This window comes from Pigmentiphaga sp. (assembly GCF_033795525.1).
Lineage (GTDB): Bacteria > Pseudomonadota > Gammaproteobacteria > Burkholderiales > Burkholderiaceae_B > Pigmentiphaga.
In genome coordinates this window covers 140,952-162,866 of record NZ_JARYGM010000003.1, presented here as the reverse complement: position 1 = coordinate 162,866, position 21,915 = coordinate 140,952, and the positions used below count along the sequence as shown (strand labels likewise).

Genomic DNA, 21,915 nt, shown 5'->3' with positions numbered 1-21,915 from the left:
CGTCTTGCTCCCTGCTAGAAGCCCGGACGGGGGTACGACAAGACGAAAGTGATGCGAACGTGGACGAGTCCTCCTATGAAGCGAGTGGGATGAGAAATGCAGCAGGAGCCCTGTGCGTTGCACACAGGGAATTGCCGCAAAGAACAGCGCGCCAGGCGGCGCGGTAGGGATGAGTTCAAACAGACGAAGAGGGCTCCGCCCGTGGGTAGGGCCGGTATGCGATCGGAGCCTGGGCATACCTGGGGTGGTTCCGCCCTGACGGGCCAGCGCTTGCAGGAACCTGCGCTGTTGGGGGTGCCGATGTACGAAGCCCATCGGTCTTGGCAACTGCCCGGTCAGTGTAGGACGGCCATCATCATGTATGCCGCACGCAATAGGATTCGGCATTTGCCCGCATTGTTGCTGGCGTGGGCGGGATCGTCACTGCGGCTGGCAGTGACGATCCGTTTCGCGGCAGCATTTGCTACGCAGGACGCGGTTGCCATCCCCCGGCCTGCATTGCCTGTGCCGCGATGTCCCCAGCGTTCGTCGAGGCGTTCAGCATCTTGCGGATGTTGGCGATGTGCGCCAGGGCGGTTTCACGTGATGCCGGTCGCGTGGTCGGTTCTGGGCGGTGTTCGGTGCGTGGCACACCAGCAGGCCGATTTTCGGCAGGCCGTGGGGCGGCAGACGTCTCCTTGCGTCCTGCCCACAAGCGGAACTCGCCCGCAAAAACGCGCTTCACCAAGGCGAAGAAGTAGGCCACGACATTGCGCACGGTGCCGCTCTGGCTGCGTGCCTGCAACTCGTCGAGTACTTCCTGGCGATGCTGCGGCGGCAGCCGCCGCAAAGCGGCCTGCACGTCCTTTTGCTGATCTGCCTGGGCATTGCTCAGGCAAGGCGGCAAGCTCACCGACTGGGATGCCGAATCGCTGTCGCCTTCACGCGCGCGGAACGTACGTTTTTTTTATACATATACGTCTTATACGTACTGCCCTGCTCAGCCGTCATGTGGCGAGCGTGTCCGGTCTGTTGCGGAACAAGCGTGCTGCTAGCGGAATCGCCGAACAATGGCAGTGGGTCGGCTGCCTCGTTCGCCTGAGACGGCGACGTAGGGGGCAAATCATCGTCATCGCCGAGCTGATCGTGGGTCGCAATGGAGGATGCTTCAGGTGCCTGCGCCAGCGTTGCCTGAATGTGGACGGCCACCCGATCCACCTGGTTGTTTTCGTGGCCGATGGAAGATTGCAGAAGCGCGGGGAGGCTGGCATCGAGCGTGCAAGCCTGTTGGAAGCTGAGGGCGCTTTCGTGAACCTGATACAGCTCGCTGAGCACATGGCCGGTCAGAGGATCGCGTTGCTGGCCCACCTGACTGATCCACCCCGTCAGCCGAAGCACGACGAGAACGCGCCGGGCCGTCTCGTACCCGGCCCGCTGCCCCAGCGGGGTGGAGGTGAGATAGCGGCGCAACTGCCCCAGGTTTGCCAGCGGGCTGATGCCCTCCGCAGAGCGCAGCATGCGCAGAACCTGCCAGCCGTTGCGCTCCAGCGGCGTGAGGCGAGTATCGAGCATGAGCGAGGCGGGCGTGGTGAACAGGGCGTCTTGCCCCAGCGGGTTGTGGCGAGTGTGATGGTCTGCCATGAGAGTTCTCCAAGGTCTGGGCCACAGCGGCCCGTTCCCCTGCATCTCATCGCGTACCGTTCCATGCGTCAGCCAACAATGCGGTCTGCGCCATAACCGTTTTATCCTGCATGCACAGCCCTGGCACCGGCATCCAGACTGATCTATGATCCCGATACCCCCTTGGGGGTACAACTGGGGGTACTTCCAGCGATTCCCGCAAAGGCTGTGGCCCGATTTCCCCGCGAAACCTAGTGTTCACCGCCCTTTGCCGACCGATCAACGTTTAAACGTGTGTTCAACGTCTGACCCAGCAGTCCGCTGCTCCATCGCAGCAGCGACCCCTGCATCAGCCAATTGCACCCAGGTTAAGCAGCTTGCCGGCGTTCGCCAACGCGTAGACCGAAGTGGTGGATGGCGCGCGGGACGCTGTGGTGATGGGCCATGGCCGACCGATCGATGAAACCTTCACGGCGTCGCGCCGTGCCTACGCTCGGCGCGCCGAAGACTCTCCGGCCACACCAGCGAACGATGCAGTTGCGCACCCGCCCAGGCGCCGCTGGCCACGGCCAATGACACCGAATGCGGTACTCGGGCCACGTCGCCGCAAGCGAACACCCCAGGCACGCCGGTCTTGCTTTCGGCGTCGGTACGGATTTGCACGCCCATGGGCGTTTCCTCCAGCGCGCAACCCATCGCTTCGGCCAGTGCGCCGGCCGGAGCGGTGCGCGTTGCGGTGAACAGGCCCGCGAAGTGCAGCCGCCGCCCGTCGGCCATGACCACGTCGGCATGCGCGTCGATCCGGTCGATGCGGGCTTCCTCGATCGTCACGCCTCGTCCTTCCAGCGCGGACCTGGCATCGGGACTCACTGCCAAGGCGCCGTTGACCAGCAGGGTCACCTCGCCCCAATCGGTCAGCAGCTCGGCCTGGTGAATGGACAGGGGGCTGGCGCCGATGATGCCGACGCGGCCCTGGCCGAGTTCGTAGCCATGGCAGTAGGGGCAGTGGAAGACACTGGTGCCCCAGCGTTCGGCCAGCCCCGTCACGGACGGAAGATGGTCGACGACGCCGACGGCCAGCAGGATACGGCGGCTGCGATGGGACGGGCCGCCGGCGGTCATGACGGTGAAGTCGTCGACCTCTCCTGAAACGGCTTCGACCCGGTCATTGAGCCAAGACAGTGTCGGATAGGTTTCGAGCTGGCGGCGCGCGTTCGTTGCGATCTCGGCGGGGTCGACGCCATCCTGGCCAAGAAACCCGTGCGAATGGCTGGCGTACCGGTTGCGCCGTTCGCCAGCATCGATGATCAGCACCGAGCGCCGCGCGCGGATGAGCTGCAAACCCGCCGCCATTCCGGCATAGCTGCCGCCGATAACGATCACGTCGTAACGCATGTCAGCTCCTTTTGCTTCGTACGGCCGCATGCCGGCGCGCGAAGTCCGCGGCCAGGTCGGCAAGGGTGACCTCGGAAAAGCGTTTCAGCAGCAACGCTTCGGCTTCGTCCAGCGTGCTTTCCAGCGCCGCGTTCACCGACTGCTCGACCAGGCACTCAGGGGTTTCGTTGCGATTGCCGATGGCAAACATTGCGGGTTCGCCCAGCGCCTCATGCAATTGCAGCAGCGTGACCGTGGCGAGGTCGGCCCGGATGCGCCAGCCGCCGGCATGCCCCCGATCCGACGTGACGATGCCCGCCTTGCGCAAATAGCCCATGGTGCGCCGGACGACCACGGGGTTGGTGCCCATGCATAGCGCCAGGGTTTCGGAGGTGAGGGGTCCTGGATGTTCGGCCATGTGGAGCAGGGCGTGCAGGACGGAGGAGAGGCGGCTGTCGCGTTTCATGTAACTTATGATGTTCTATTTAATGACTCCCTGTCAACCAGAAGGTGCGCGTGATGCCGGACCTCCCGCAGGTCGGGCTCACAGCTCGGGAATGTCCCAGGCCCCCGCCTTGAGCGATATCCATTGACTGCTTGTCCCGGACACCGCTACATTACGACATCATGTCATCATGATGAATTAACCACCCCCAGGCAGGAGACAAGATGGAAGTCATCAAGACCGGAAAGCACCTCGGCGCCGAAATCCGCGGCGTCGATTTATCCAAGCCGCTGTCGGACGCGCAGTTCGAGGCCGTTAGCCAGGCCTTCTTCGAGCACCAGGTGGTGGTGTTCCCGGACCAGCGGCTGGAGCCCCAGCAACAGATCGATTTCACGAAGCGGTTCGGCACCCTGGAGCACCACGTCCGCAAGGAGAGCCGGCTCGAGGGCTATCCCGAGATCTTCGTGCTGTCGAACATCCTGGACGAGGCAGGCAAGCCCATCGGCGCGCTGGATGCCGGTCGATTCTGGCATAGCGACCTGTCCTACAAGCAGCATCCCAGCATGCTGTCGGCTTTGTATTCGGTGGAAATCCCGGAGAAAGACGGGGTCGTCTATGGCGATACCCACTACGCCAGCGTGGTGGCCGCCTACGATCACCTGCCCGATGCCATGAAGAAGCGGTTGGAGGGCCTGTCTGCCGTGCACAGCTATGCCTACTACCGGCGCAAAAACCGGCTGGCACAGATGGAAGAGGCCGCCCGGGGCGGACGGGTGATCGAAGAGCCGGAGCTGTCCGAGGAGCAGCTGCGCAGCGTGCCCGACATGTCGTTCCCGATTGTCCGCACCCACCCGGTGACGGGGCGCAAGGCGTTGTTCGTGAACGAAGCCCATACCTCGCATATCGTCGGCATGGACCAGGAAGAAGGCGACCGGCTGCTGGCCGAGCTCTACGCGCACATCATCAAGCCGGAGTTTCGCCATACCCATCGCTGGCGCCGCGGCGACCTGCTGATGTGGGACAACACCGCCGCCCAGCACAAGGCAACCTTCGACTACGCGTTGCCGCTGCGCCGGCTGATGTACCGCACGACTGTCCGCGGCAGCGTGCCGTACTGAGCGGGTTCGTCCGGGCATCGTGGCGATGCCCGTAGCCGTGAACTGTCAAAGGAGACGCTCATGCAAGCGGTAGTGACGGACTGGTGGCGGCTGCCCACGGACAAGCTTGCCGACTTCATCGCCTGGCAAGACGGCGAATACCTGCCTGCGCTGGGCGTAGCGGGGCACGGTTGCCGGTACGGCGTGATCGCCGGGGAGCATGTCCAAGTCAGCTGGTACGGCGTCGATGCGGCGCTGTTGCGCCATGGCGTGGCCGCGGCCGACAACGACCTGCCTCCGCTGCCGATCTGGCTCAAGCTGCTCAACGGCCATGCGCGGGAGAGGTTCGCCCTGGAGTTGAAGGCCGATGTGGGCGATACGGCAGGCCCGCCCGCGCCCTTTCGCTACATCGTCCAGGCCGATATTCCCGCCGAGCTCGTGGACGAATACAACCACTGGTACGACCAAGAGCACTTGCCACGACTGGTAAAGGTGCCGGGCGTGCGGCGCGCGCGCCGCTATACCGCCATCGACGCTTCCCCGTATTACCTCACCGCCTACGACATCGATGCGCCGGAAACATGGGAATCGCCGGCGGCGCTGGCTGCCCGCAAGACGCCGTGGACCGAGAGGATGCGAGGCGTGTTCCAGAACAGCCGGCGCAGCATGTTGAAGCGGGAGTATCCGGCCTGACCACGCAAGCAGACCCTACAAATACATATCGAGGAGACAGACATGAAGCGACCCTTGGGCGCCGTATTGGGCGCTGCCCTTTTGCTGTGCGCGTTGCCCGCGCCGGCGCAGCAGTTCCCTTCCCACCCGATCACCCTGGTCGTGCCGTTCGCCCCCGGCGGAGCCAACGATGCCGTGGCGCGTATCGTCGCGCGCAGCGCCGAATCGCGCCTGGGCGTGCCGATCGTGATCGACAACAAGGGCGGCGCGGGCGGCACTATCGGCACCGAGCTGGTGGCGCGGGCGCGGCCGGACGGCTACACCATACTGCTGGTGTCCGCCGCCCACGCCATCAACCCCTTGGTGTACCCCAACCTCGGTTATGACGGCGTCAAGGACTTCGCCCCCATCATCCAGCTGACCGAGTCTCCCTATGTGCTGGTGGTCGGCAAGAACGTGCCGGCCAAATCCCTGGCCGAACTGACCGCGCTGGCGAAGGCCAGCCCCGGCCGCTATACCTACGCCTCGTCGGGCACGGGCAGCGCGCCGCATCTTGCCGGCGCGCTGCTGGGAAGCATGACGGGGACGCAGATCCAGCACGTGCCCTACAAGGGCGGCGCGCCCGCCTTGATCGACGTGATTCGGGGCGATGTCACCATGTATTTCTCGAGCGTGCCGTCAGCTGCGCCACATCTGCAAAGCGGCGCGGTGCGCGCGTTGGCGGTCAGCACGGGCAAGCGTGTGGGATCCATGCCCGATGTGCCTACCGTCGCGGAAAGCGGCGTGCCGGGGTACGAGCTCGCGGGCTGGTACGGCATCCTGGCCCCGGCCCGGACGCCGGAAGCCGTGGTTGCGCGCCTGAACGAGGCGTTCAACGCGGCGCTGGCCGACGATGCCGTGAAGAAGCAGCTGGCAACCGAAGGGAGCACGCCCATAGGCGGGCCCAGCGGCGCCTTGGCGACGCTGATCGAGCGCGACATGGCCAAGTACGCGAAGATGGCGAGCCTTGTGAAAGCGCAATAAGCGGCCGCCGTCGCTCAGCCACCGCCGGGCGGTGGCGCGTCAGGCGCCGACCGATCCGTACTGCAGTTTCAGCTCGTTGTCGTACTTGAAACGATTGGGCGGATAAATGGTGAGGGTGGCCTCGAACAACCTGTGGCTGTCGTCGTAGTAGGTGCGCAGGATCTCGAGGCCGATGGCGCCGTCCGCCATGCCCAGCGCGGCCACTGCCGGCGCCGGCATGGTCACCGCGCCGATGGATTGGTGGATGCGCTCGGTCTTGAGCCCGTAGCGCTGCTCCAGCAGCGAGTAAATGGGAACGCGCCGCGTGCCGACATCCTGCACCGCCTCGCCATAGCGCGCGTCAAGGTAGACGTGCTTCCATGCCAGCGGCTCGCCGTCCAGGAAACGGACTGCCTCGATCAGATACCATTCCCCGGCGGGCAAGGTGACCAGCGCGTCGGAATGATCGATCAGCCGCGTGTTGCCGACTTTCAGCTCGGTCGATTCGACGTATTGCCACAGGTCCGGGATGGCATCGATCTCGAATACATACTTGCCACGGGCTTTCGTCGACTCGACCACGGTGCCGCTGCCCTGCTTGCGCGAGACCACGCCCAGGTCCTGCAGTACCCGCACGGCCTCCCGGACCGTCGTGCGGCTGACCTTGTACTCGTCGCAAAGCTGGGTTTCGGTGGGCAGGAACCCACCTACGGGATAGGCGCCTTCCTCGATCGCCCGCGCGATCTTCTCAGCCAGAACGATGTACAGCGGTTTGCGGTCGGGGAGCATGTGAGGCGGTAGCAGTCGCGGAAGGAGGGAGGAGGCCGCCGCCGGACTGGCATGGCGCGGCTTGGGGTCAAAAATTCTAGCATCCGCAGGGGCCGTTATCCGGCCAGGCGGCGGTTGCGGTAGCGCCAGGACCCGTGTTTGGCCCATAATGATGATGGTTCTCATTATCGAATGCGGGAAGAAGAATGATCAGACATACCCTCAGCGCCTGCGTCCTGGGCTCGGCCCTGTTGGCCGGCGTCCCGGCCCATGCTTTCGAGCTGGCCCACGACAACGGCACGCTGACGCTGCCATCGGCCCCGAAAACCGTCGCTACATTCGACCTCGGAGTGCTGGACACGCTCGATGCCCTGGGCGTCCCGGTGGCCGGCGTGCCCAAGTCCAGCTACGAGGGAGCGCTGAGCCGCTACAACAGCACCCCGGTCATCGGCACGCTGTTCGAGCCCGATTACGCCGCATTGAAGCAGCTCAAGCCGGACCTGATCATTGCCAGCGGGCGTTCGCGCAGGGCCGTGCCCGAACTGTCGGCCATCGCGCCGACCGTTACGCTGGGGGCCAATACCGACGGCTTTATCGCCTCGTTCAAAGCCGATACGCTGGCCCTGGGAAAGGCCTTCGGCAAGGAAGCCGAGGCGGCGGCCGCACTGGACCGCATCCAGAAGCAGTTCGATGCTTTGCACCGGGTCAACCAAGGCAAGACCGGCGCCTTTCTGTTCGTCGCCAACAAGAACGTCATGGCGCATGCGCCGGGAGACCGGTTCGGCTATGCCTATGAGCTCGCCGGCCTGACCTCGGTCGTGCCGCGCCGCGAACCTGCGGCTGCACCCGCCACACGCCCCGCGGCCGGTTCACCCGAAGCCAAGGCCGCCGCCGCAAAGCGCGCCGAGGAGATTCGTGCGCTGGCCCAGGCCGAGCCCGACTGGCTGATCGTCCTGGACCGCGGCGCCATCAACGGCGCCGAGAAGACCGCGGCGGCAACGCTGGCGGCGCATCCGGAGATCAGCCGCACGCGCGCGTTCCGCGAAGGCCGCGTCTATTACGCGAGCCCCAATGCCTGGTATGTGGTGGGCACGGGGCTGAACAACCTGCATGCCATCTCGGCGGACATGCTGCAGGCGATGAAGAAAGGTGCGTTCTGACCGACGCTCGGGCAGCGGTGCGCCGGGCCGCCGGGTAAGCAGCCTGAGCCACGGCGCCGCATGGAGTACGCTCATCAACAGGTACATCGTTTCCATGCCCGTGAACAGCGAGGCTCCATGTGTCGAGCAGAAGGCTGCCTGGTCGATCTCATCGTGGCTGGAGCGTTCGCATGGCGCGCGGATGGGCAATCGCTTCATATAAGAGGCAAACTGCGCGTCCGCGCGCTCGCCGCCGCCTTGTTCGCCTGCGCGCCATCGGGGCGCTTCCACGCCTGAGCCAAAGTCCTGCCGAAGCCAATGACTACATCCGGAGCGAGTTTCGCCACTGGGGCGAGGTAGTCAAGCGCAGCGGGGTCAGCCTGAGCTGACCGACCGCCACCGACCGCAGGTTCCGTCGCTTCATCGTTTATCGAGCCGCCCGTCCGCCGGGCGCGGTGGCGGTCTTCCGGCGCGAGCCCCCGGCGGCCTGGGTCAACTCCGTGCGGTCCAGGTAGAAGCGGCTATTGTTCGCCAGGCGTTCCACCATGAAGTCGATGAACGCCCGGACCCGCTGCGGTTGTTCCGTACGCCGGCGGTAGTAGATGTAGAGGGCGTCTCGCTCGCTGACATGATCGAGCAGCAAGGGAACTAGGCGGCCGGCGCGGATATGGGGCACGGCCGAGAAGCTTCCCAGTTGGCCGATCGCGCCCCCGGTGAGCACCGCTTCGACTTCGGCGTCGAGATCATTGCTGCACAGCGTCGCCGGAAAGTCCCGGTACACGGTCTCGCCGCCGACCACGAACTCCCATGGCGCCACCTTTCCGGTGTTGGCGCGCCGGTATCCCGTGCAGCGGTGATGTGCAAGATCGTCGACGGAGCGCGGCGCGCCGTGGCGCTCGAGGTAGTCCGGCGCCGCACAGACGATCAGCTGGATAGGCAGCAGGCGGCGGCCTATGGTCCCGCCAGCCGGTGCGATGCCGCCGCGGAACCCGACGTCCGCGCGCTGGCTGACCAGATCAGTGAGATGGTCGTCGAATTGCACGTCGAGCTGGATCCCCGGATGCGCGGCGGAAAACTCCAGCATGTAGGGCCACAGGACCGCACGGCCGAGCGCCGACGGCGCGCTCACCCGGAGCAGGCCGCTGTCCTCGTGGCCAGAGCGCCGTACCTCGTCCAGGGCCGCGACGAGCTGGGACAGTGCCGGGGCTGCCTGTTCCAGCAGGCGCTGGCCTTCGTCAGTGAGGGTCAGCTTGCGCGTGGTCCGATGGAAAAGGCGCACGCCCAGCGCCCTTTCCAGTTGCATGACCGCCTGGCTCGCGGCTTGCGGGGAAAAAATTCACCAAGCCTTCATTCAAGCGCGTCTGGTTCATCACCGGCGCAGCCCGCGGCCTGGGCGCGCTGATGGCGCGCGCCGCACTGGAAGACGGCAATGCCGTCGTCGCCACCGGCCGCAATGCAGCCGCCGTCGCGCAAAGCTTGGGATCGGCACCCGGCCTGCTGCCGCTGGCGCTCGACGTGACCGACGAGGCCCAGGCGAGGGAAGCTGTCCGCGGCGCGCTCGAGGTTTTCGGACGTATCGACGTGCTGATCAACAACGCCGGTTTCGGTCTGCTCGGTGCCGTGGAAGAGTCCGCCGATGCCGACGTGCGCCGCATGTACGACACGAACGTATTCGGCCTGTTGAACGTGACGCGCGCCGTATTGCCTGCGATGCGTGCCCGGCGTGCCGGGCACGTCATCAACCTGTCGTCCATCGGCGGCTATCGCGCGGCAGCAGGCTTTGGTGTCTATAGCTCGACCAAGTTCGCTGTCGAAGGGATTACCGAGGCTTTGCATGCGGAACTGAAGCCGCTGGGTATTCATGCCACGGTGGTCGAGCCCGGGTATTTCCGTACGGACTTCCTGGATTCGTCCTCGCTTGCGGTAGCACCGCTGGTCATCGAGGACTATGATGCGACATCCGGGGCGGTGCGGCGCGCGGCGCGAAGCCTCAACCATAATCAACCCGGGGACCCCCGTAAGCTGGCCGCAGCCGTGGTGAAGCTGGTGGATGCGGACGAACCGCCGCTGCGCCTGGCCCTGGGTACCGATACGTTGGCCGCCATCGCCAAGAAGAATGCACAGGTGGCCAGCGAAGTGGAGCAGTGGAAGACGTTGTCGCAGTCGACGGATTTTGCCGCCTGAGGCGATGCAGGAGTAGCGGTACGCGACTAGGCCGCCGTACAGCCGGCCTAGTCGCTGCCTCCCGGCTCGCCAGCGGCGCGCTTGAAATTCTGCTCGAGGATCTCCAGCGTCCGCAGCAGCGCGTCGAGGTCCTGTGTCGACAGGCCTTGCAAGGCTTCGTCGAAGAACGCGGCACGCCGCGGCATGGCTTCGTCGACCACCGCCTGCCCTTGCGGGGTGAGGCTGGCGTTGGTGAGCCGGTTGTCCTGGGGATGCACGTGCCGGGCGATCCAGCCTTGCTGCTCCATGGCCTGGAGCAGGCGGGTCAGCGAGGCGGGGTCCAGCCGGCAGCGTTCTGCGAGCTGTTTCTGGGAACATGTCCCACTCTCGGCCAGCGCCAGCAGGATGCGCCAGCGAGGCAAGGCGTGGCCGACCCTGGCGCTGAAGCCGGCTTGCATGGCGCGATACGTCTGGCCCAGCCGCTGGATGATCTGGAGGCCTCGTTGCTGATGCTTCATGGCTAGGCCTTGTCGCGCCGCTCGGGCTGCATGATCTGGACCGGCGGCACCCGGCGTACCAGCCACAAAGCCAGCAGCGCGACGGCCAGGGCGAGCAGCTGGCCGTCGTGGATGCCGTGCACCAGGGCGACCCGCGCCTGTTCGATCAGGTCCGCCCCGTGCCGTCCGTGCTGCACCAGCTGCGAGACGAGGTCCTGCTGTGCCTGCTGGTCGACCAGCACCTGGGGGTTGTGCAGCTGCGGCAGCCATTGCATGGCTTGGCCTTCTTGCAGCGCTTCGGTGACATGCGCGAGATAGCTGTGCGTGACCATGGTGCCGACCATGGCGGTGCCCAGCATGCCGCCCACCATGCGCAGTGACTGCAGCATGGCGGTGGCGATGCCCAGGTCGGTGCGGCTGGCCATCTGCTGCGCGAACACCGTCAGGTTGGGCATGATGAAGCCTATGCCCAGTCCGGCCAGGAACATGTAGGTCGCGATGAGTGCGCGCGGTGTGTCGTGGTGGGTCGTGATGATGCCCAGGCACGCCAGTCCCATCACGGCAAAGCCGGCATAGAGCATGCGGTTCGGCTTTTCGATGCGGGTGATGATGCGGCCATTGACGATACTGCCGACGGTGATGCATACCACCATGGGCGTGATCAGCAGGCCGGCCTCCTGGGGCGACATGCCGAATCCTCCCTGCAGTAGCAGCGGTGCATAGAAAAGCAGCGAAAAAATGATGAAGCCCACGAGCAAGGCCAGCAGGAACAGCGCGGCCAGTGCCGGGTTGCGGAACATGTCGAAGGGCAGCAGCGGCATGGGGCAGCGCCGCTCCCAGAAATAGAGTGCCGTGAATGCGCAGACACTGCCTACGCCCAGCAGCAGCACGGTGGTGGACATGCCTTTGGGGAGCATTTCGACCAGCATCTGGAGGCTGCCGAGCGCCAGCGCGATCAGCACCGCACCGGGCCAGTCGAGTTGTACCTTGGCCGCGGTATGGTGGCGGATACGAGGTAGATAGCGGAAGACGAACCACGCGCCGAGCACGCCGACCGGCACGTTCACGAAGAATACCGAGCGCCAGCCGTACTGCTCGGTCAGGATGCCGCCCAGCGAAGGGCCCACGGCATTGGCGATGCCGAAAGCGGAACTGACGATGATCTGCCAGCGCAGCCGGACCCGGGGCTCGGGAAACAGGTCGGGGATACAGGCGAAGGCGCACCCGACCAGCATGCCGCCGCCTATGCCCTGCAGCGCGCGGGCCAGGACCAGGCCCAGCATGCTGTTGGCGGCGCCGCACAGGACCGAGGCGATGGTGAAGACGAAGATCGCCGCGATCACGAACGGCTTGCGTCCGTAATAGTCGCCCAGCCTGCCGAAGATCGGAACCGTGATGACCGAAGGCAGCAGATAGGCGGTGGCGACCCACGCGTAGAGATCGAATCCCTGCAGCTCCGCCACGATGGTTGGGAGCGCGGTGCCCACCACCGTCTGGTCGATGGCCACCATGACCATGACGAAGCACATGCCGAGCACGGCCATCAGGGACTGGCGGAACGGCAGTACCTGGCCTTCGGAATGCTGGGGGAGCGTGGACATGGAAAGATGGAAGACGAAATCATTGATCGATCAATGATTGTAGTCCTGCTTGGGCCGGCTGGGTTAGCCGGTGCGACCGCCTGTCCGGCGCGGTCTCCAGCCGGGTTTTTGTTTAAGATGGACCGGAATCCAATCGAGGACTGTCCATGCCGCTGTCCGACACCGACCTGCAAGACCTTGCCCATGCCAAGTACCTGCTCGAACATCCCGGTATCGCCGCGCGTATAGCGGGGTTCGCCGGCAAGCCGATCGAGCGCACGCTCGCCGCTCTGCCTGCCAAGGTCTCGGCGATGATCGACGAGGTCACTCGCCGTTCCATTGGCAAGGCCCTGGACGTCGCCTTGCTGACCATGGATCCGGCCAAGCCGGCGGCCCCCACGGAGCGCTGGCACAAGCTTGCAGCCGGGGCCTCGGGTGCCGTGGGCGGGGCGTTCGGCATGGCGGGGCTGGCCGTGGAACTCCCGATATCGACGACCATCATGCTTCGTTCGATTGCCGATATCGCCCGCAGCCAGGGTGAAGACTTGAAGACCGCGGAGGCACGGCTCGAGTGCCTGCATGTGCTGGCGCTGGGCGGCCCGTCGCGGGTCGACGATGCGACCGACGCCGGTTATTTCGCCTCCCGCACGGCGCTGGCGCAGGCTATTGCCTCGGCTAGCCAGTATCTGGCGCAGCACGGCGCCGCCAAAGGCAGCGCGCCCGTGCTGGTGCGCCTGGTTTCCGAGATCGCTTCCCGTTTTTCCATTGCGGTTTCGGAAAAGGCGCTGGCGCAGTCCATCCCGGTGATCGGGGCCATCGGCGGCGGCGCCATCAACGCGTTGTTCATCGACCATTTCCAGGACATGGGACGCGGCCATTTCACGATACGCCGGCTGGAGCGGGCCCACGGACCCGAGGCCGTGCGCGAAGCTTTCTACGCCTTGCCCAGCCGCCGTTAGCACGCGGCACTGCCGCGCTTTCTTGCAGGCAAGTCGTATCAGTCTGTTAATGGCGGCCCGGCTCATGCTTGGGCAGCTTACGATTGCCGCTGGGCCGGCGGCACGCCGGCGAATATTCTTGCGAGGAAGGCTATGAACGCCCCGACTTCCCTGTCCGAAGAACTGATGTCCCAACTGCAGGGTGCTCCCCTGCAGCAGCTTGCCCAGCAACTGGGTACCGATACGGGCCAGGCCCAGCAGGCGGTGAGTACCGCGCTGCCGCTGCTGCTAGGCGCGATGGGCAAGAACGCCGCGCAGCCGCAGGGCGCGCAGGCGCTGTTCGGCGCCTTGCAACAGGACCACGCCGGAGGCGGCGGGCTGCAGGGCATGCTGGGCTCGTTGCTTGGCGGGGCGGGCCAGGGCGGGCCCGCCGGCGCGGACGGTATTCTGGGCCATATCTTCGGCGGCAGCCAGGAGCGCGTCGAGAACGGGTTGGGCCAGGCCACGGGCCTGGGCAGCGGCAACGCCGCCAATCTGCTGAAGATGCTGGCCCCCATCGTGATGGCTTTCCTCGCACAGCGCGTACAGTCGGGCGGGATGACCCCCGACAGCCTCGGCGCCACACTGGGGCAGGAGCGCGACGCTGCGCGCCAGCAAGGCGGCGGGCTGCTGGACTCCCTGCTCGATCAGAACGGCGATGGCCAGGTCGGCATGGAGGACCTGATCAAGATCGGCGGCACGCTGTTCGGCGGCCGGGCCTGACCGCGGCCGGGCGGACATGGCCTGGCGCCATGCTTTCCCGTATCCGGATGCAAAGCAGGGTCCAGGCGCCGCTTATTGCGAAGGCCGCGATGACGTCGCTGAGGAAATGCACCTGCAGGATGACGCGGCTGTATCCGATGCTGGCGATCAAGCCCGCGGCAACCATGGCAATGACTTTGCGCCACCCGGGGGCAGCCGTTCCAGCCAGCAGGTAGGCGAGCAGCCCGTAGACGGACATGGCGCCGCTGGCGTGCCCGCTGGGGAAGCTCCACCCCAGTTCGTGGGCGAAGCCGTGCAGATGCTCCGGGCGCACGCGCTGGAAGATGTGCTTGAGCAGGACGTTGAGGAGGGCTGCGCCCAGTGCTCCCGCGACCCACAGTGCCGCATCCCCCCGTCGCCGCCGCCACAGCAGGACTAGAAACACGGCCGTGCCGAGGGCGATCAGGAAGTCGCGGTTGCCCAGCACCGTCAATGCCGACAAGGCGCGCAGCCAATCCGACGAGGCGTGGCGCGCTATGGTTTCGGCCAGGGCGTTGTCGAAGGCCACGAGCCGGGATTCCATCACGACGTTGATGGCCAGGACGGCGAACAGGACCACCCCGAATGCAGTCAAGGCCGCCATGAGCCGGGCACGCCCGGCCGGGCCTGCGCGAGAGGCGTCCAGGGCGTACGCTACCGCCAGTCCCAGCGCGCAGGCGCATGCCAGCCACGCGGCGAATGCCGTGCCTGCATATTGTTCCGCGATACGTTCCATGGTCATCATTACCGGTGTTTCCCAAGGCGGTGATTAGCCCGGGCCGTTTCCTAAGCGCGCGGCGCAATCGCGAGCGATCGGTCCGTATGAAGCACGAAGCCTGCGTCGCCGCCATAATCCCATCTTTCCACGATGCAGGCGCGCATGCCATCCTCTTTCGGGAGCCATTTAAGCAGGTTGACCGAATTGGGGATGCCGCTGCGTACGCGGCTCGACACCGCCGTGCCGGCCTGGACGGTCCACGTGTGCGGCGCTCCCATGGGCAGGGGGGCGACGTAGGGCAGGTGGATATGGCCGCCCAGCAACAGGTCCGCGCCCATGCTGGACCACACGCGCATCGCGTACTTGCGGCCGCGCACGAGATTCTTCCGGTCCCCCTCTTCCGCTGCAACGAGGGGATGGTGCAGCAGCACGATCCTGAGCTGGCCGCGGCGCGCCCTGGCCAGGATGCCTGCCACCCGCTCCACCTGCTGCCGCGACACCTCGCCTTGCTTGTGCCGGTAGGCACGGGTCGAATCCACGCCTATCGCCAGCACCGTATCGGATTCGTAGACCGCTTCGCGCTGCTGGCCGAAGGCCTCGCAGTAGCGCCGGTAGGGAGCGGTCAGCCGTGTAAACACGTCGAACAAGGGGATGTCATGGTTGCCCGGCACGGCCAGCACCGGCGCCGGCAGCCGTGCGACAAAACGTTGTGCGCGCGCGAATTGCACTGGCCTTGCCCGCTGGGTGATGTCGCCGCCCAGCAGCACCAGTTCCGGTTCGCATGCGCGGGCAAGGTCGACCAGGGCGTCCACCACGGCGGGGCGCTCGGTGCCGAAGTGGGTATCGCTGACGTGGAGGATGGCGGTCATGCGCGGTCGGCCGGATCCATCCGGCGGGGAACCAGCAGCGGCAGCCGGTGCTCGCTCACGTTGAACGTCAATGGCGCCTGCATGCGCGAGACTTCGCCGTCCATGGCTACTTTGTACCGGGTCTTGCGTCCGCCCCGCGGCGTCACCACGAGCCGCTGAAAGCCGAAGCTGACGACATTGTCGGCTTCCCCGAGGCGGCTCAGCGCGCCGAGCAGGATCATCCAGTACAGCGCAGGCGTGCCTACCGGTTTGGGACTGAGGGCAACCAGGCCCCCTTGCTCAAGAACATCTGTGTCCTTGAAGCCCAGCCGCTCCAGCTGCAGGGCGTTGTTGCCCACCACCAGCGTGGGAGTGCGCAAATGACGGAGCTGGCCGTCCCGTACCAGTTCCAGGTGCAGCTGGCGTGGGCGGCGCAGCAGCGTAATCAGCCCCGAGACCAGCGCGACGGCGCGGCTGCGCCCGTAGCGCTGCTTGAACGCCTCGCGGTCTTCCAGCAACTGAGGGTAGAGGCCGACGCTGGCATTGACCAGGAATGCGTGTCCATTGAGCATGCCGATCTGGACCGGCAGGATGCGGGCATCGAGCAACGCAGCCGCGGCCCGTTCGGTATCGGTGGGAATGCCGTAGGTCCGGCCGAAATAGTTGAAGGTGCCCTGGGGCAAAATGGCAAAGGGCAGGCCGGTGCCCAGGGCGACCTGGGCGACGGCATTGAGCGTGCCGTCGCCGCCTGCCGCGACGACGACGCCGCGCTCGTCGCGGGCCCGGTCGACCGCCCAGCGGGCCGCGCTCGCCAAGTCGGCCGGCCGTTGTACCAGGCGCATCTCGTGGCGGCGGCCGGCTCTTCCCAGTACCCGGTCGATGACCGCGCGCTTGTCCGACGCGCCGTCGCGGCCCGAGCCGGTGTTCAGCACGATGAAGAAGGGCTCGGTCCCGGCAAGCTCCGGCACCGAAGAAACGACATTCTGCATGAGGGCACCTCAGCCGCAGGGCGGCAGCTCTCCACCATCATCATATCCGCGCAATGGCGGCATTGGATTGCCGCTATGGCGGCCCCCAGGCGGAGCTTCTACCTTCTGCGAAGGCGCAACCGCCGCGTCACGACGTACCACAATAACGGAGACGGCAGATGATACGCGCGCTACATCCCGCTGGCCTCAATGGACGGTCGCAGTCCATCCGTCCGAGGTGTGCGCGACGTTCACACCCAGGAGGGACAACGGCGCGGCATCGCCGGCAGGCCCTCGCCGCGGCCCGGAGTCGACCCGTACGGTGCGTACGACGCCCCGGTCTGCGGTCGCGATCTGCACCGTTGCCTTCCGGCCTGCCGGCGCATCGTAGTTGTTGATCCCTACGCTGTAGAGGCCCGGCTGCAATCGGTCGGAATCGCAGGTGGCGTGGTAGTGCTCCGGGCCCCAGCCCGACGTGTCATCGAGATCCAGCATTCCGCTTGCGCCGATCCGGGCGCCATAGTGCACGTGTGCGCCGCCGGGTTCCATCACGTGGAGGTCGATGTCGCCTTCGCCGTCCCAGGCCAGCGTGGCGGTGAAGAATCCCGGACTGGCCTGCGGTTCGGCTCTGCGCAGCCCCAGAAGACCGGCCGCCATCAGCCTGCCTGCCGTGGCGCGGCCTGAACGCGCGGAGTCGAGGTAGGTTTCGACCAGCATGTGCCCCGTCACGTCGGCCGTGGACGGCACAAGCCAGATGTTGGGCGGCGGGGGCGTTCCGGGAATCAGGCCGCGCAGCGCCGCGATGACGGTATCGTTGCCCGACAGCAAGTGCGGCCCGCTGGCCTCGGAAGATGCCGGAGCGATGTGGACGGCCGCCGTTGCCGTCGGCGCCGTGCCCGCCACCGCGCGATGCGCCATGTTGAGAAAGAAATTGCCCTGCGAATGCCCGACCATCAGTACGCTGCGGCCCAACGCCAGCAGCGCGCGCAACCGCAACAGGTGGGCGGCGTAATCGACTTCGGTAGGCGGGCGCGCGCCGAGCGACGCTATCTGGGCGATGAGGCGCGCGTTGCGCGCTTCAGTGAGGGCAGTGGCGACCGCGTAGGCGCGCGGCAGCACGCTGGCTATCTTGCGCCACCAGTCCTGGCGGCCATCGACGACTTCCCAGAACAATTCCCACCGCTGCCGCAGCGCGGCGTCGAGTTCGGCAGTGCGTTGCTGGAACACCTCGACCAGGTCTTCGATGCCGCCGCTGGTGCTCCGCTGCAGTCCGCTGGCGTTGTAGAACACCTCGGCGCCGACCTCTATGCCCGCGTGGCCGGGGCCGGCAACCAGCGCTTCGTCCAGCGTGGCGGATAGGGCGCGGGCGCCGGTCATGGCCGCATCGGGGGTGTTCCAGACGCCATTGAAGAAGGCCAGTGTGTGCGTGTAGGCCGGGCAAAGGTCGGCGGCAAAGCTGGGCCACGCCAGCGCGCTCGCGATGGCCAGCGTGGTGGCCTGCAGCCATCGGGTCACCAGGCTAGTCATCGCAGCCGTCCCCGGGGGGCAGCGACATGACGGCGCCGTCGAGCGCTGCCGAATAGTCGAGATAGGCCATGACGCGGGCCTTGGTATTGGCGGTCATTTTGCGCATGTCGGCAATGGCGGCGGAGCCTTGGGCGGGTGACTCGCTGCGCGTCATGACGCAGGCAATGGCGCGGCCGGTGCGTGCGGCCACATCCTGGGCCGCTACCGCGTCCCCGCCCGCCCGCACGGCGCCCTGGTACGTACGCGCCAGCTGGCGGAGCGCTTTCTGCCATGCGTCCGCGCCGCCCTGCCGGCCGATCCAGGCATCGATATCGTCGCGTACGCCATTGTTGTCGATGTCCGGTCCGGCCAGATCGGCAGACCGGTCGAGCACGGGAAGCTGGCCCTGGCTTTCGAGGTCTTCGACGGAATGGGGCACGGATGCCGGTGGAGTCTCGCTTTCGCCGCCGCAGGCGACAAGCAGGAGCACGGTGAAGAACGTTGCGGGACCAAGGCGGATCATGGCGATATTCCTGTGCATGAGCGGTAAGGGCGCGCCGTATGACGATGGCGGCGGACCGGCGTCATTAGGCCTCTCCTGGCCGTCGCATGGGCTGCCAATGGGACCATTCGGTCGTCGTGGATCCTGCGTACTTCTCCGCCGGCATGCTTGGCTTTGCCAAGATGCGTCAATCACGCGAAACTTGGGGCGCAGTGTTATTTGGGAGCCGGAATATGAAGAAATCACACGGCGCCGCGGTGCTCGCCTTGTGCGGGGGCATGGCACCGGCCGCCGCGCCCTGCGCTGATTCCTCCATCTCACTCTATGGTGTCGTCGATGCCGGCATCTATAAGCTGGCGGGCGGACCCACGTCTCTGGGCAACATCCAGCGCAGCTATTGGGGCATTCGGGGGTCGGAAGACCTCGGCAATGGCTATAAGGCGATCTTTCATCTCCAGTCGCGTTTCGAGATCGATACCGGCACCCTCGAGGCCAGCGGCGGTTCGCCGTTCTTCTATGGCGAGTCGACCGTGGGGGTGAGCGGCCCTTTCGGACAGCTGCGGCTGGGCCGGGCCATGACGCCGATGTGGTCGCTCGACTGGCAGTTCGACCCTTGGTACAACTTCGATCGCGTGGCCTCCATCGCCTGGCAGATCTACCATCCGTCCTATCGCGCCGATCCATACCGCAACGGGCCGGTAGGCGATTACAGCCGGGTGAACAATGGAGTGTTCTACGATTCGCCTGCCATGGGGGGCTGGTCGGTCCACCTGTCGGCCAACGGCGATCGCAGCAGGATTCCGGATGCCAACGGTACCGTCGAAAGCAAGCGCGGCCTCGCCGCCGGCATCAATTACGACAATGGCAACGTGACCTTTCTTTTTTCCGGCGAACGCAACAGCGTGAACGACAAGACCTATTTCGTCGGGCTGGCCTATGGGCGCGGCAATACGCGCGTCATGGCGTCAGCCAACCTGACCAGCCTGACGGCCGCCAGCCAGGCCTTCCTGGGCGAAGCCCATAGGCGCCGGACTACCGCCATGCTGGCCGCTACCCACCGCATCGGCGCGGCGACGCTGAAGCTCGGCATAGGCCGCGACTTCCAGGGTTATGGCCGCAGCGGCGCCACCAATTATGTCAGCGCGGGCGTATCGTATGCGTTGTCCAAGCGGACGCAGCTCTATGCCGGGCTCGGTCATGGCCGTCCCGCCAACCAGGGCAGCCGTACCAATCTGGGACTGGGCATGAATCACAGCTTCTAACATCGGGCGCGAGTCTTGTTCCGCCCGGTTCTTTCCATGGCGCTTGGACGCCCAAGGAGTGTTGATGGCTGGCAGCAGTTTTTTCGCGTTGCTCGATGATATTGCGTCCGTTTTGGACGACGTCTCGGTCATGACCAAGGTGGCCGCCAAGAAGACGGCAGGAGTGCTGGGGGACGATCTCGCGCTGAACGCGCAGCAGGTAACCGGGGTCTCGGTCAATCGCGAGCTGCCGGTGGTGTGGGCCGTCGCCAAAGGCTCGTTGCTGAACAAGGCCATACTGGTGCCGGCCGCGCTGCTGATCAGCGTATTTGCGCCGTGGGCCATCACGCCGCTGCTGATGGTGGGGGGCGCCTTCCTGTGCTTCGAAGGCGCCGAGAAGCTGGCCGCCAAATTCCTGCCGGGCCACGACAAAGCGGCGCATCACGAAGAACGGCTCAAGGCGCTCGAGGACCCCCGTGTCGACATGGTGGCCTTCGAACGCGGCAAGATCAAGGGCGCGGTGCGGACCGATTTCATCCTCTCGGCCGAAATCATCGCGATTACGTTGGGGACGGTGGCCGACGCCGACTTCGGGATGCAGGTAGCCGTGCTGGTCGGCATAGCCCTGCTCATGACGGTAGGTGTCTACGGACTGGTGGCCGCGATTGTGAAACTGGACGATGTGGGCGGCTACCTGGTGGGAGCGCGCTCGGGCTTGGCACGGCTCGTGGGGCGCGGCATCGTCGCCGCGGCGCCCTTCCTGATGCACGCCCTGTCCATCATCGGCACCTTGGCGATGTTTGCCGTCGGCGGCTCCATCCTGTCCCATGGACTGGGCCCGGTCCATCATGGAATCGAACACCTGGCCAGTCTGGCCGCGGCGTGGCCGGCAGTGGGGCCGGTGGCAGCCGCGGTGCTGCCGTTCCTGCTGGAGATCGCGGTCGGACTGGCGGTCGGCGCGGCCATCGTGCTGGTCGTCGAACTGGGGCGCAAGCTGCTGCGCAAGTGAGCGCTGCGCGCTAAGGGCCGGCCGGCGTCGGCCCGGCGTCTTCTACCTGGAAGCGCAGCGTGCCTATCATCTGGCCAGCGTCCGTCACGACCTTGACCTGCCATCGTCCGCGCGGGTCCGCCGGAAAGTTCTGTTTGTGGGTCCAGGCGCGATAACCTTCCTTGCGTCCGCCCTGGATGTCGAGCGCGATGCGGTCCACTTCGCGGCCATTGTGCAGCCAGACGTGGTAGATGTGTTCGCGCAGCCCCAGCGGCGCGTTGATAGCCGTGTAGGCATAGATGCCGCCGCCGCGCATCTGCGCCGGGCCGACGGTGCGCAGGCTGTTGCGGGCTTCCATGTCGCGGCTGTCAATCTGGGTCGTGATGGCGACCTTGGTCAGCCTGAGCGTGGCGGGCGGAACCCATAGCCGTCCAAACCATCCCACGGCGCCGAGCGCCAGCATCAGGCCCACCACCGCCCATTTGCGCCAACGTGCCTGCAGCGGGATCAAATCCGCGAGCGAGGGGAAGGACAACAGAACCGCCACTCCAAGGGCCAGCTTGTAACTATTGCCAGTGGGTACGCGCAGGATGAGCGGCAGGGCCGTCAGCAGCACCGCGAACAAGGTAACGGTGTGGTAGGTGAGGAACAGCCACCGCCGGGAAGACAACCACTTGAAATAGAGCGGGTCGACCAGCGCGACCAGCGCCGCCGCGCCGAGCAGGCCCGTAAACAGAGCCTGGCCGCTGTTCCAGGTGGTGGAGACATAGAGAAAAGGCAGGACGAAGAACAGTCCTTCCTGGTGGATCAACTGGGTGGCGTAGCGCAATACAGGCGTAGGGATGGTCCAGCCAAAGCGCTGCGCGAGGCGCTGCCGCGTCGCCTGTTCAAACACCAGCCATATCCAGCTGACGAGCATGATGATCGCGATGCCGCGGGCGAAGCCTTCGTGGCGCTCGACAGTCAGGAAGCTGATGACGCCGGAAATGAAGCCGAAGGCCGCGATGGTGCCCGGATAGCGCTGGACCAGTCCGGCGAGGCGAAGCAAAAGGGTTTTCCAGTTAGGCACGGTGCGCCGGCCCCGGATGAA

The 21,915-nt window shown here is 65.9% G+C and carries 22 protein-coding genes and 1 pseudogene; 9 read left to right on the top strand and 14 right to left on the bottom strand.

What is annotated here, in order from left to right; all coding sequences use genetic code 11:
• Nucleotides 1-463 precede the first annotated feature (463 nt).
• From QHC78_RS09385 to QHC78_RS09370, 4 genes are all read right to left on the bottom strand, one after another.
• Nucleotides 464-892, bottom strand: a complete 429-nt coding sequence (locus tag QHC78_RS09385) for a hypothetical protein (protein WP_319743775.1) — start codon at nt 890-892, stop codon at nt 464-466.
• Nucleotides 889-1,620 carry an STY4528 family pathogenicity island replication protein gene (locus QHC78_RS09380; protein WP_319743774.1) on the bottom strand — a complete coding sequence of 244 codons (732 nt, stop codon included), beginning with the start codon at nt 1,618-1,620 and terminating at the stop codon, nt 889-891. The genes QHC78_RS09385 and QHC78_RS09380 overlap by 4 nt, the downstream gene beginning before the upstream one ends.
• 447 nt (nt 1,621-2,067) lie before the next feature.
• Nucleotides 2,068-2,994, bottom strand: a complete 927-nt coding sequence (locus tag QHC78_RS09375; protein WP_319743772.1) for an NAD(P)/FAD-dependent oxidoreductase — start codon at nt 2,992-2,994, stop codon at nt 2,068-2,070.
• Between the two features lies 1 nt (nt 2,995).
• Nucleotides 2,996-3,439, bottom strand: a complete 444-nt coding sequence (locus QHC78_RS09370; protein WP_319743770.1) for an RrF2 family transcriptional regulator — start codon at nt 3,437-3,439, stop codon at nt 2,996-2,998.
• Nucleotides 3,440-3,642: 203 nt separating this feature from the next.
• On the opposite strand from QHC78_RS09370, the gene QHC78_RS09365 reads away from it, so the two are divergent.
• The 3 genes from QHC78_RS09365 to QHC78_RS09355 are packed head-to-tail and all read left to right on the top strand — an operon-like array spanning nt 3,643 to nt 6,210.
• A complete protein-coding gene (locus QHC78_RS09365) occupies nt 3,643-4,536 on the top strand; it encodes a TauD/TfdA dioxygenase family protein (RefSeq protein ID WP_319743767.1) in 894 nt (297 codons plus the stop codon).
• 60 nt (nt 4,537-4,596) lie between these two features.
• Nucleotides 4,597-5,208 (top strand): DUF4286 family protein, encoded by a 612-nt coding sequence (locus tag QHC78_RS09360; protein WP_319743766.1) that lies wholly within the window; start codon nt 4,597-4,599, stop codon nt 5,206-5,208.
• A 42-nt stretch (nt 5,209-5,250) separates the two neighbouring features.
• The gene (locus QHC78_RS09355; RefSeq protein WP_319743764.1) at nt 5,251-6,210 is read left to right on the top strand and encodes a tripartite tricarboxylate transporter substrate binding protein; all 960 of its coding nucleotides are present in this window, start codon (nt 5,251-5,253) and stop codon (nt 6,208-6,210) included.
• 39 nt (nt 6,211-6,249) lie between these two features.
• On the opposite strand, the gene QHC78_RS09350 is transcribed toward QHC78_RS09355, so the two are convergent.
• Entirely contained in the window at nt 6,250-6,978 is a 729-nt protein-coding gene (locus QHC78_RS09350; RefSeq protein ID WP_319743761.1) for a GntR family transcriptional regulator, read from the bottom strand.
• A 185-nt stretch (nt 6,979-7,163) separates the two neighbouring features.
• Between QHC78_RS09350 and QHC78_RS09345 the strand changes: the two genes are divergently transcribed.
• Nucleotides 7,164-8,117, top strand: coding sequence for a siderophore ABC transporter substrate-binding protein (locus QHC78_RS09345; RefSeq protein WP_319743759.1), 954 nt, complete (start codon nt 7,164-7,166; stop codon nt 8,115-8,117).
• 406 nt (nt 8,118-8,523) lie between these two features.
• Here QHC78_RS09345 and QHC78_RS09340 read toward each other — a convergent pair whose 3' ends face one another.
• Entirely contained in the window at nt 8,524-9,432 is a 909-nt protein-coding gene (locus QHC78_RS09340; RefSeq protein WP_413816454.1) for a LysR family transcriptional regulator, read from the bottom strand.
• Between the two features lie 14 nt (nt 9,433-9,446).
• Here QHC78_RS09340 and QHC78_RS09335 point away from each other — a divergent pair.
• A pseudogene (locus QHC78_RS09335) lies at nt 9,447-10,280 on the top strand (oxidoreductase); the annotation flags it as partial.
• A 47-nt stretch (nt 10,281-10,327) separates the two neighbouring features.
• Here the strand turns inward: QHC78_RS09335 and QHC78_RS09330 are convergent.
• Together QHC78_RS09330 and QHC78_RS09325 are read right to left on the bottom strand one after the other, a co-directional pair.
• Nucleotides 10,328-10,777, bottom strand: coding sequence for a MarR family winged helix-turn-helix transcriptional regulator (locus tag QHC78_RS09330; protein WP_319743755.1), 450 nt, complete (start codon nt 10,775-10,777; stop codon nt 10,328-10,330).
• Between the two features lie 2 nt (nt 10,778-10,779).
• Nucleotides 10,780-12,357, bottom strand: coding sequence for an MDR family MFS transporter (locus QHC78_RS09325; protein ID WP_319743753.1), 1,578 nt, complete (start codon nt 12,355-12,357; stop codon nt 10,780-10,782).
• Nucleotides 12,358-12,503: 146 nt separating this feature from the next.
• Here QHC78_RS09325 and QHC78_RS09320 point away from each other — a divergent pair, with 146 nt between their 5' ends.
• Both QHC78_RS09320 and QHC78_RS09315 read left to right on the top strand, forming a co-directional pair.
• Nucleotides 12,504-13,295 carry an EcsC family protein gene (locus QHC78_RS09320; RefSeq protein WP_319743751.1) on the top strand — a complete coding sequence of 264 codons (792 nt, stop codon included), beginning with the start codon at nt 12,504-12,506 and terminating at the stop codon, nt 13,293-13,295.
• A gap of 132 nt (nt 13,296-13,427) precedes the next feature.
• A complete protein-coding gene (locus QHC78_RS09315) occupies nt 13,428-14,036 on the top strand; it encodes a DUF937 domain-containing protein (RefSeq protein WP_319743749.1) in 609 nt (202 codons plus the stop codon).
• Here the strand turns inward: QHC78_RS09315 and QHC78_RS09310 are convergent.
• The 5 genes from QHC78_RS09310 to QHC78_RS09290 form a co-directional block, all read right to left on the bottom strand.
• The gene (locus QHC78_RS09310) at nt 13,999-14,799 is read right to left on the bottom strand and encodes a phosphatase PAP2 family protein (RefSeq protein ID WP_319743747.1); all 801 of its coding nucleotides are present in this window, start codon (nt 14,797-14,799) and stop codon (nt 13,999-14,001) included. The two genes, QHC78_RS09315 and QHC78_RS09310, sit on opposite strands and share 38 nt — an antisense overlap.
• 41 nt (nt 14,800-14,840) lie before the next feature.
• The gene (locus QHC78_RS09305) at nt 14,841-15,641 is read right to left on the bottom strand and encodes a metallophosphoesterase family protein (protein ID WP_319743745.1); all 801 of its coding nucleotides are present in this window, start codon (nt 15,639-15,641) and stop codon (nt 14,841-14,843) included.
• On the bottom strand, nt 15,638-16,609 hold the full coding sequence (locus QHC78_RS09300; RefSeq protein WP_319743743.1) for a diacylglycerol/lipid kinase family protein: 972 nt from the start codon (nt 16,607-16,609) through the stop codon (nt 15,638-15,640). The genes QHC78_RS09305 and QHC78_RS09300 overlap by 4 nt, the downstream gene beginning before the upstream one ends.
• 186 nt (nt 16,610-16,795) lie before the next feature.
• Nucleotides 16,796-18,115, bottom strand: a complete 1,320-nt coding sequence (locus QHC78_RS09295; protein WP_319743741.1) for a YfaP family protein — start codon at nt 18,113-18,115, stop codon at nt 16,796-16,798.
• The gene (locus QHC78_RS09290) at nt 18,108-18,617 is read right to left on the bottom strand and encodes a hypothetical protein (protein ID WP_319743740.1); all 510 of its coding nucleotides are present in this window, start codon (nt 18,615-18,617) and stop codon (nt 18,108-18,110) included. Before QHC78_RS09290 ends, QHC78_RS09295 begins: the two co-directional genes overlap by 8 nt.
• Nucleotides 18,618-18,829: 212 nt before the next feature.
• On the opposite strand from QHC78_RS09290, the gene QHC78_RS09285 reads away from it, so the two are divergent.
• Together QHC78_RS09285 and QHC78_RS09280 are read left to right on the top strand one after the other, a co-directional pair.
• Nucleotides 18,830-19,858, top strand: a complete 1,029-nt coding sequence (locus QHC78_RS09285; RefSeq protein WP_319743738.1) for a porin — start codon at nt 18,830-18,832, stop codon at nt 19,856-19,858.
• A gap of 64 nt (nt 19,859-19,922) precedes the next feature.
• Nucleotides 19,923-20,846 (top strand): DUF808 domain-containing protein, encoded by a 924-nt coding sequence (locus tag QHC78_RS09280; RefSeq protein WP_319743736.1) that lies wholly within the window; start codon nt 19,923-19,925, stop codon nt 20,844-20,846.
• Between the two features lie 10 nt (nt 20,847-20,856).
• Here the strand turns inward: QHC78_RS09280 and QHC78_RS09275 are convergent, their stop codons facing one another.
• Nucleotides 20,857-21,894 (bottom strand): DUF5924 family protein, encoded by a 1,038-nt coding sequence (locus QHC78_RS09275; protein ID WP_319743734.1) that lies wholly within the window; start codon nt 21,892-21,894, stop codon nt 20,857-20,859.
• Between the last annotated feature and the right edge of the window lie 21 nt (nt 21,895-21,915).

Coding starts and splice junctions, on each gene's coding strand:
- QHC78_RS09285 (WP_319743738.1), top strand. CDS start 18,830: ATGAAGAAATCACACGGCGCCGCGGTGCTCGCCTTGTGCGGGGGCATG.
- QHC78_RS09305 (WP_319743745.1), bottom strand. CDS start 15,641: ATGACCGCCATCCTCCACGTCAGCGATACCCACTTCGGCACCGAGCGC.
- QHC78_RS09365 (WP_319743767.1), top strand. CDS start 3,643: ATGGAAGTCATCAAGACCGGAAAGCACCTCGGCGCCGAAATCCGCGGC.
- QHC78_RS09290 (WP_319743740.1), bottom strand. CDS start 18,617: ATGATCCGCCTTGGTCCCGCAACGTTCTTCACCGTGCTCCTGCTTGTC.
- QHC78_RS09300 (WP_319743743.1), bottom strand. CDS start 16,609: ATGCAGAATGTCGTTTCTTCGGTGCCGGAGCTTGCCGGGACCGAGCCC.
- QHC78_RS09280 (WP_319743736.1), top strand. CDS start 19,923: ATGGCTGGCAGCAGTTTTTTCGCGTTGCTCGATGATATTGCGTCCGTT.
- QHC78_RS09310 (WP_319743747.1), bottom strand. CDS start 14,799: ATGATGACCATGGAACGTATCGCGGAACAATATGCAGGCACGGCATTC.
- QHC78_RS09295 (WP_319743741.1), bottom strand. CDS start 18,115: ATGACTAGCCTGGTGACCCGATGGCTGCAGGCCACCACGCTGGCCATC.
- QHC78_RS09315 (WP_319743749.1), top strand. CDS start 13,428: ATGAACGCCCCGACTTCCCTGTCCGAAGAACTGATGTCCCAACTGCAG.
- QHC78_RS09360 (WP_319743766.1), top strand. CDS start 4,597: ATGCAAGCGGTAGTGACGGACTGGTGGCGGCTGCCCACGGACAAGCTT.
- QHC78_RS09355 (WP_319743764.1), top strand. CDS start 5,251: ATGAAGCGACCCTTGGGCGCCGTATTGGGCGCTGCCCTTTTGCTGTGC.
- QHC78_RS09370 (WP_319743770.1), bottom strand. CDS start 3,439: ATGAAACGCGACAGCCGCCTCTCCTCCGTCCTGCACGCCCTGCTCCAC.
- QHC78_RS09375 (WP_319743772.1), bottom strand. CDS start 2,994: ATGCGTTACGACGTGATCGTTATCGGCGGCAGCTATGCCGGAATGGCG.
- QHC78_RS09350 (WP_319743761.1), bottom strand. CDS start 6,978: ATGCTCCCCGACCGCAAACCGCTGTACATCGTTCTGGCTGAGAAGATC.
- QHC78_RS09330 (WP_319743755.1), bottom strand. CDS start 10,777: ATGAAGCATCAGCAACGAGGCCTCCAGATCATCCAGCGGCTGGGCCAG.
- QHC78_RS09380 (WP_319743774.1), bottom strand. CDS start 1,620: ATGGCAGACCATCACACTCGCCACAACCCGCTGGGGCAAGACGCCCTG.
- QHC78_RS09320 (WP_319743751.1), top strand. CDS start 12,504: ATGCCGCTGTCCGACACCGACCTGCAAGACCTTGCCCATGCCAAGTAC.
- QHC78_RS09345 (WP_319743759.1), top strand. CDS start 7,164: ATGATCAGACATACCCTCAGCGCCTGCGTCCTGGGCTCGGCCCTGTTG.
- QHC78_RS09325 (WP_319743753.1), bottom strand. CDS start 12,357: ATGTCCACGCTCCCCCAGCATTCCGAAGGCCAGGTACTGCCGTTCCGC.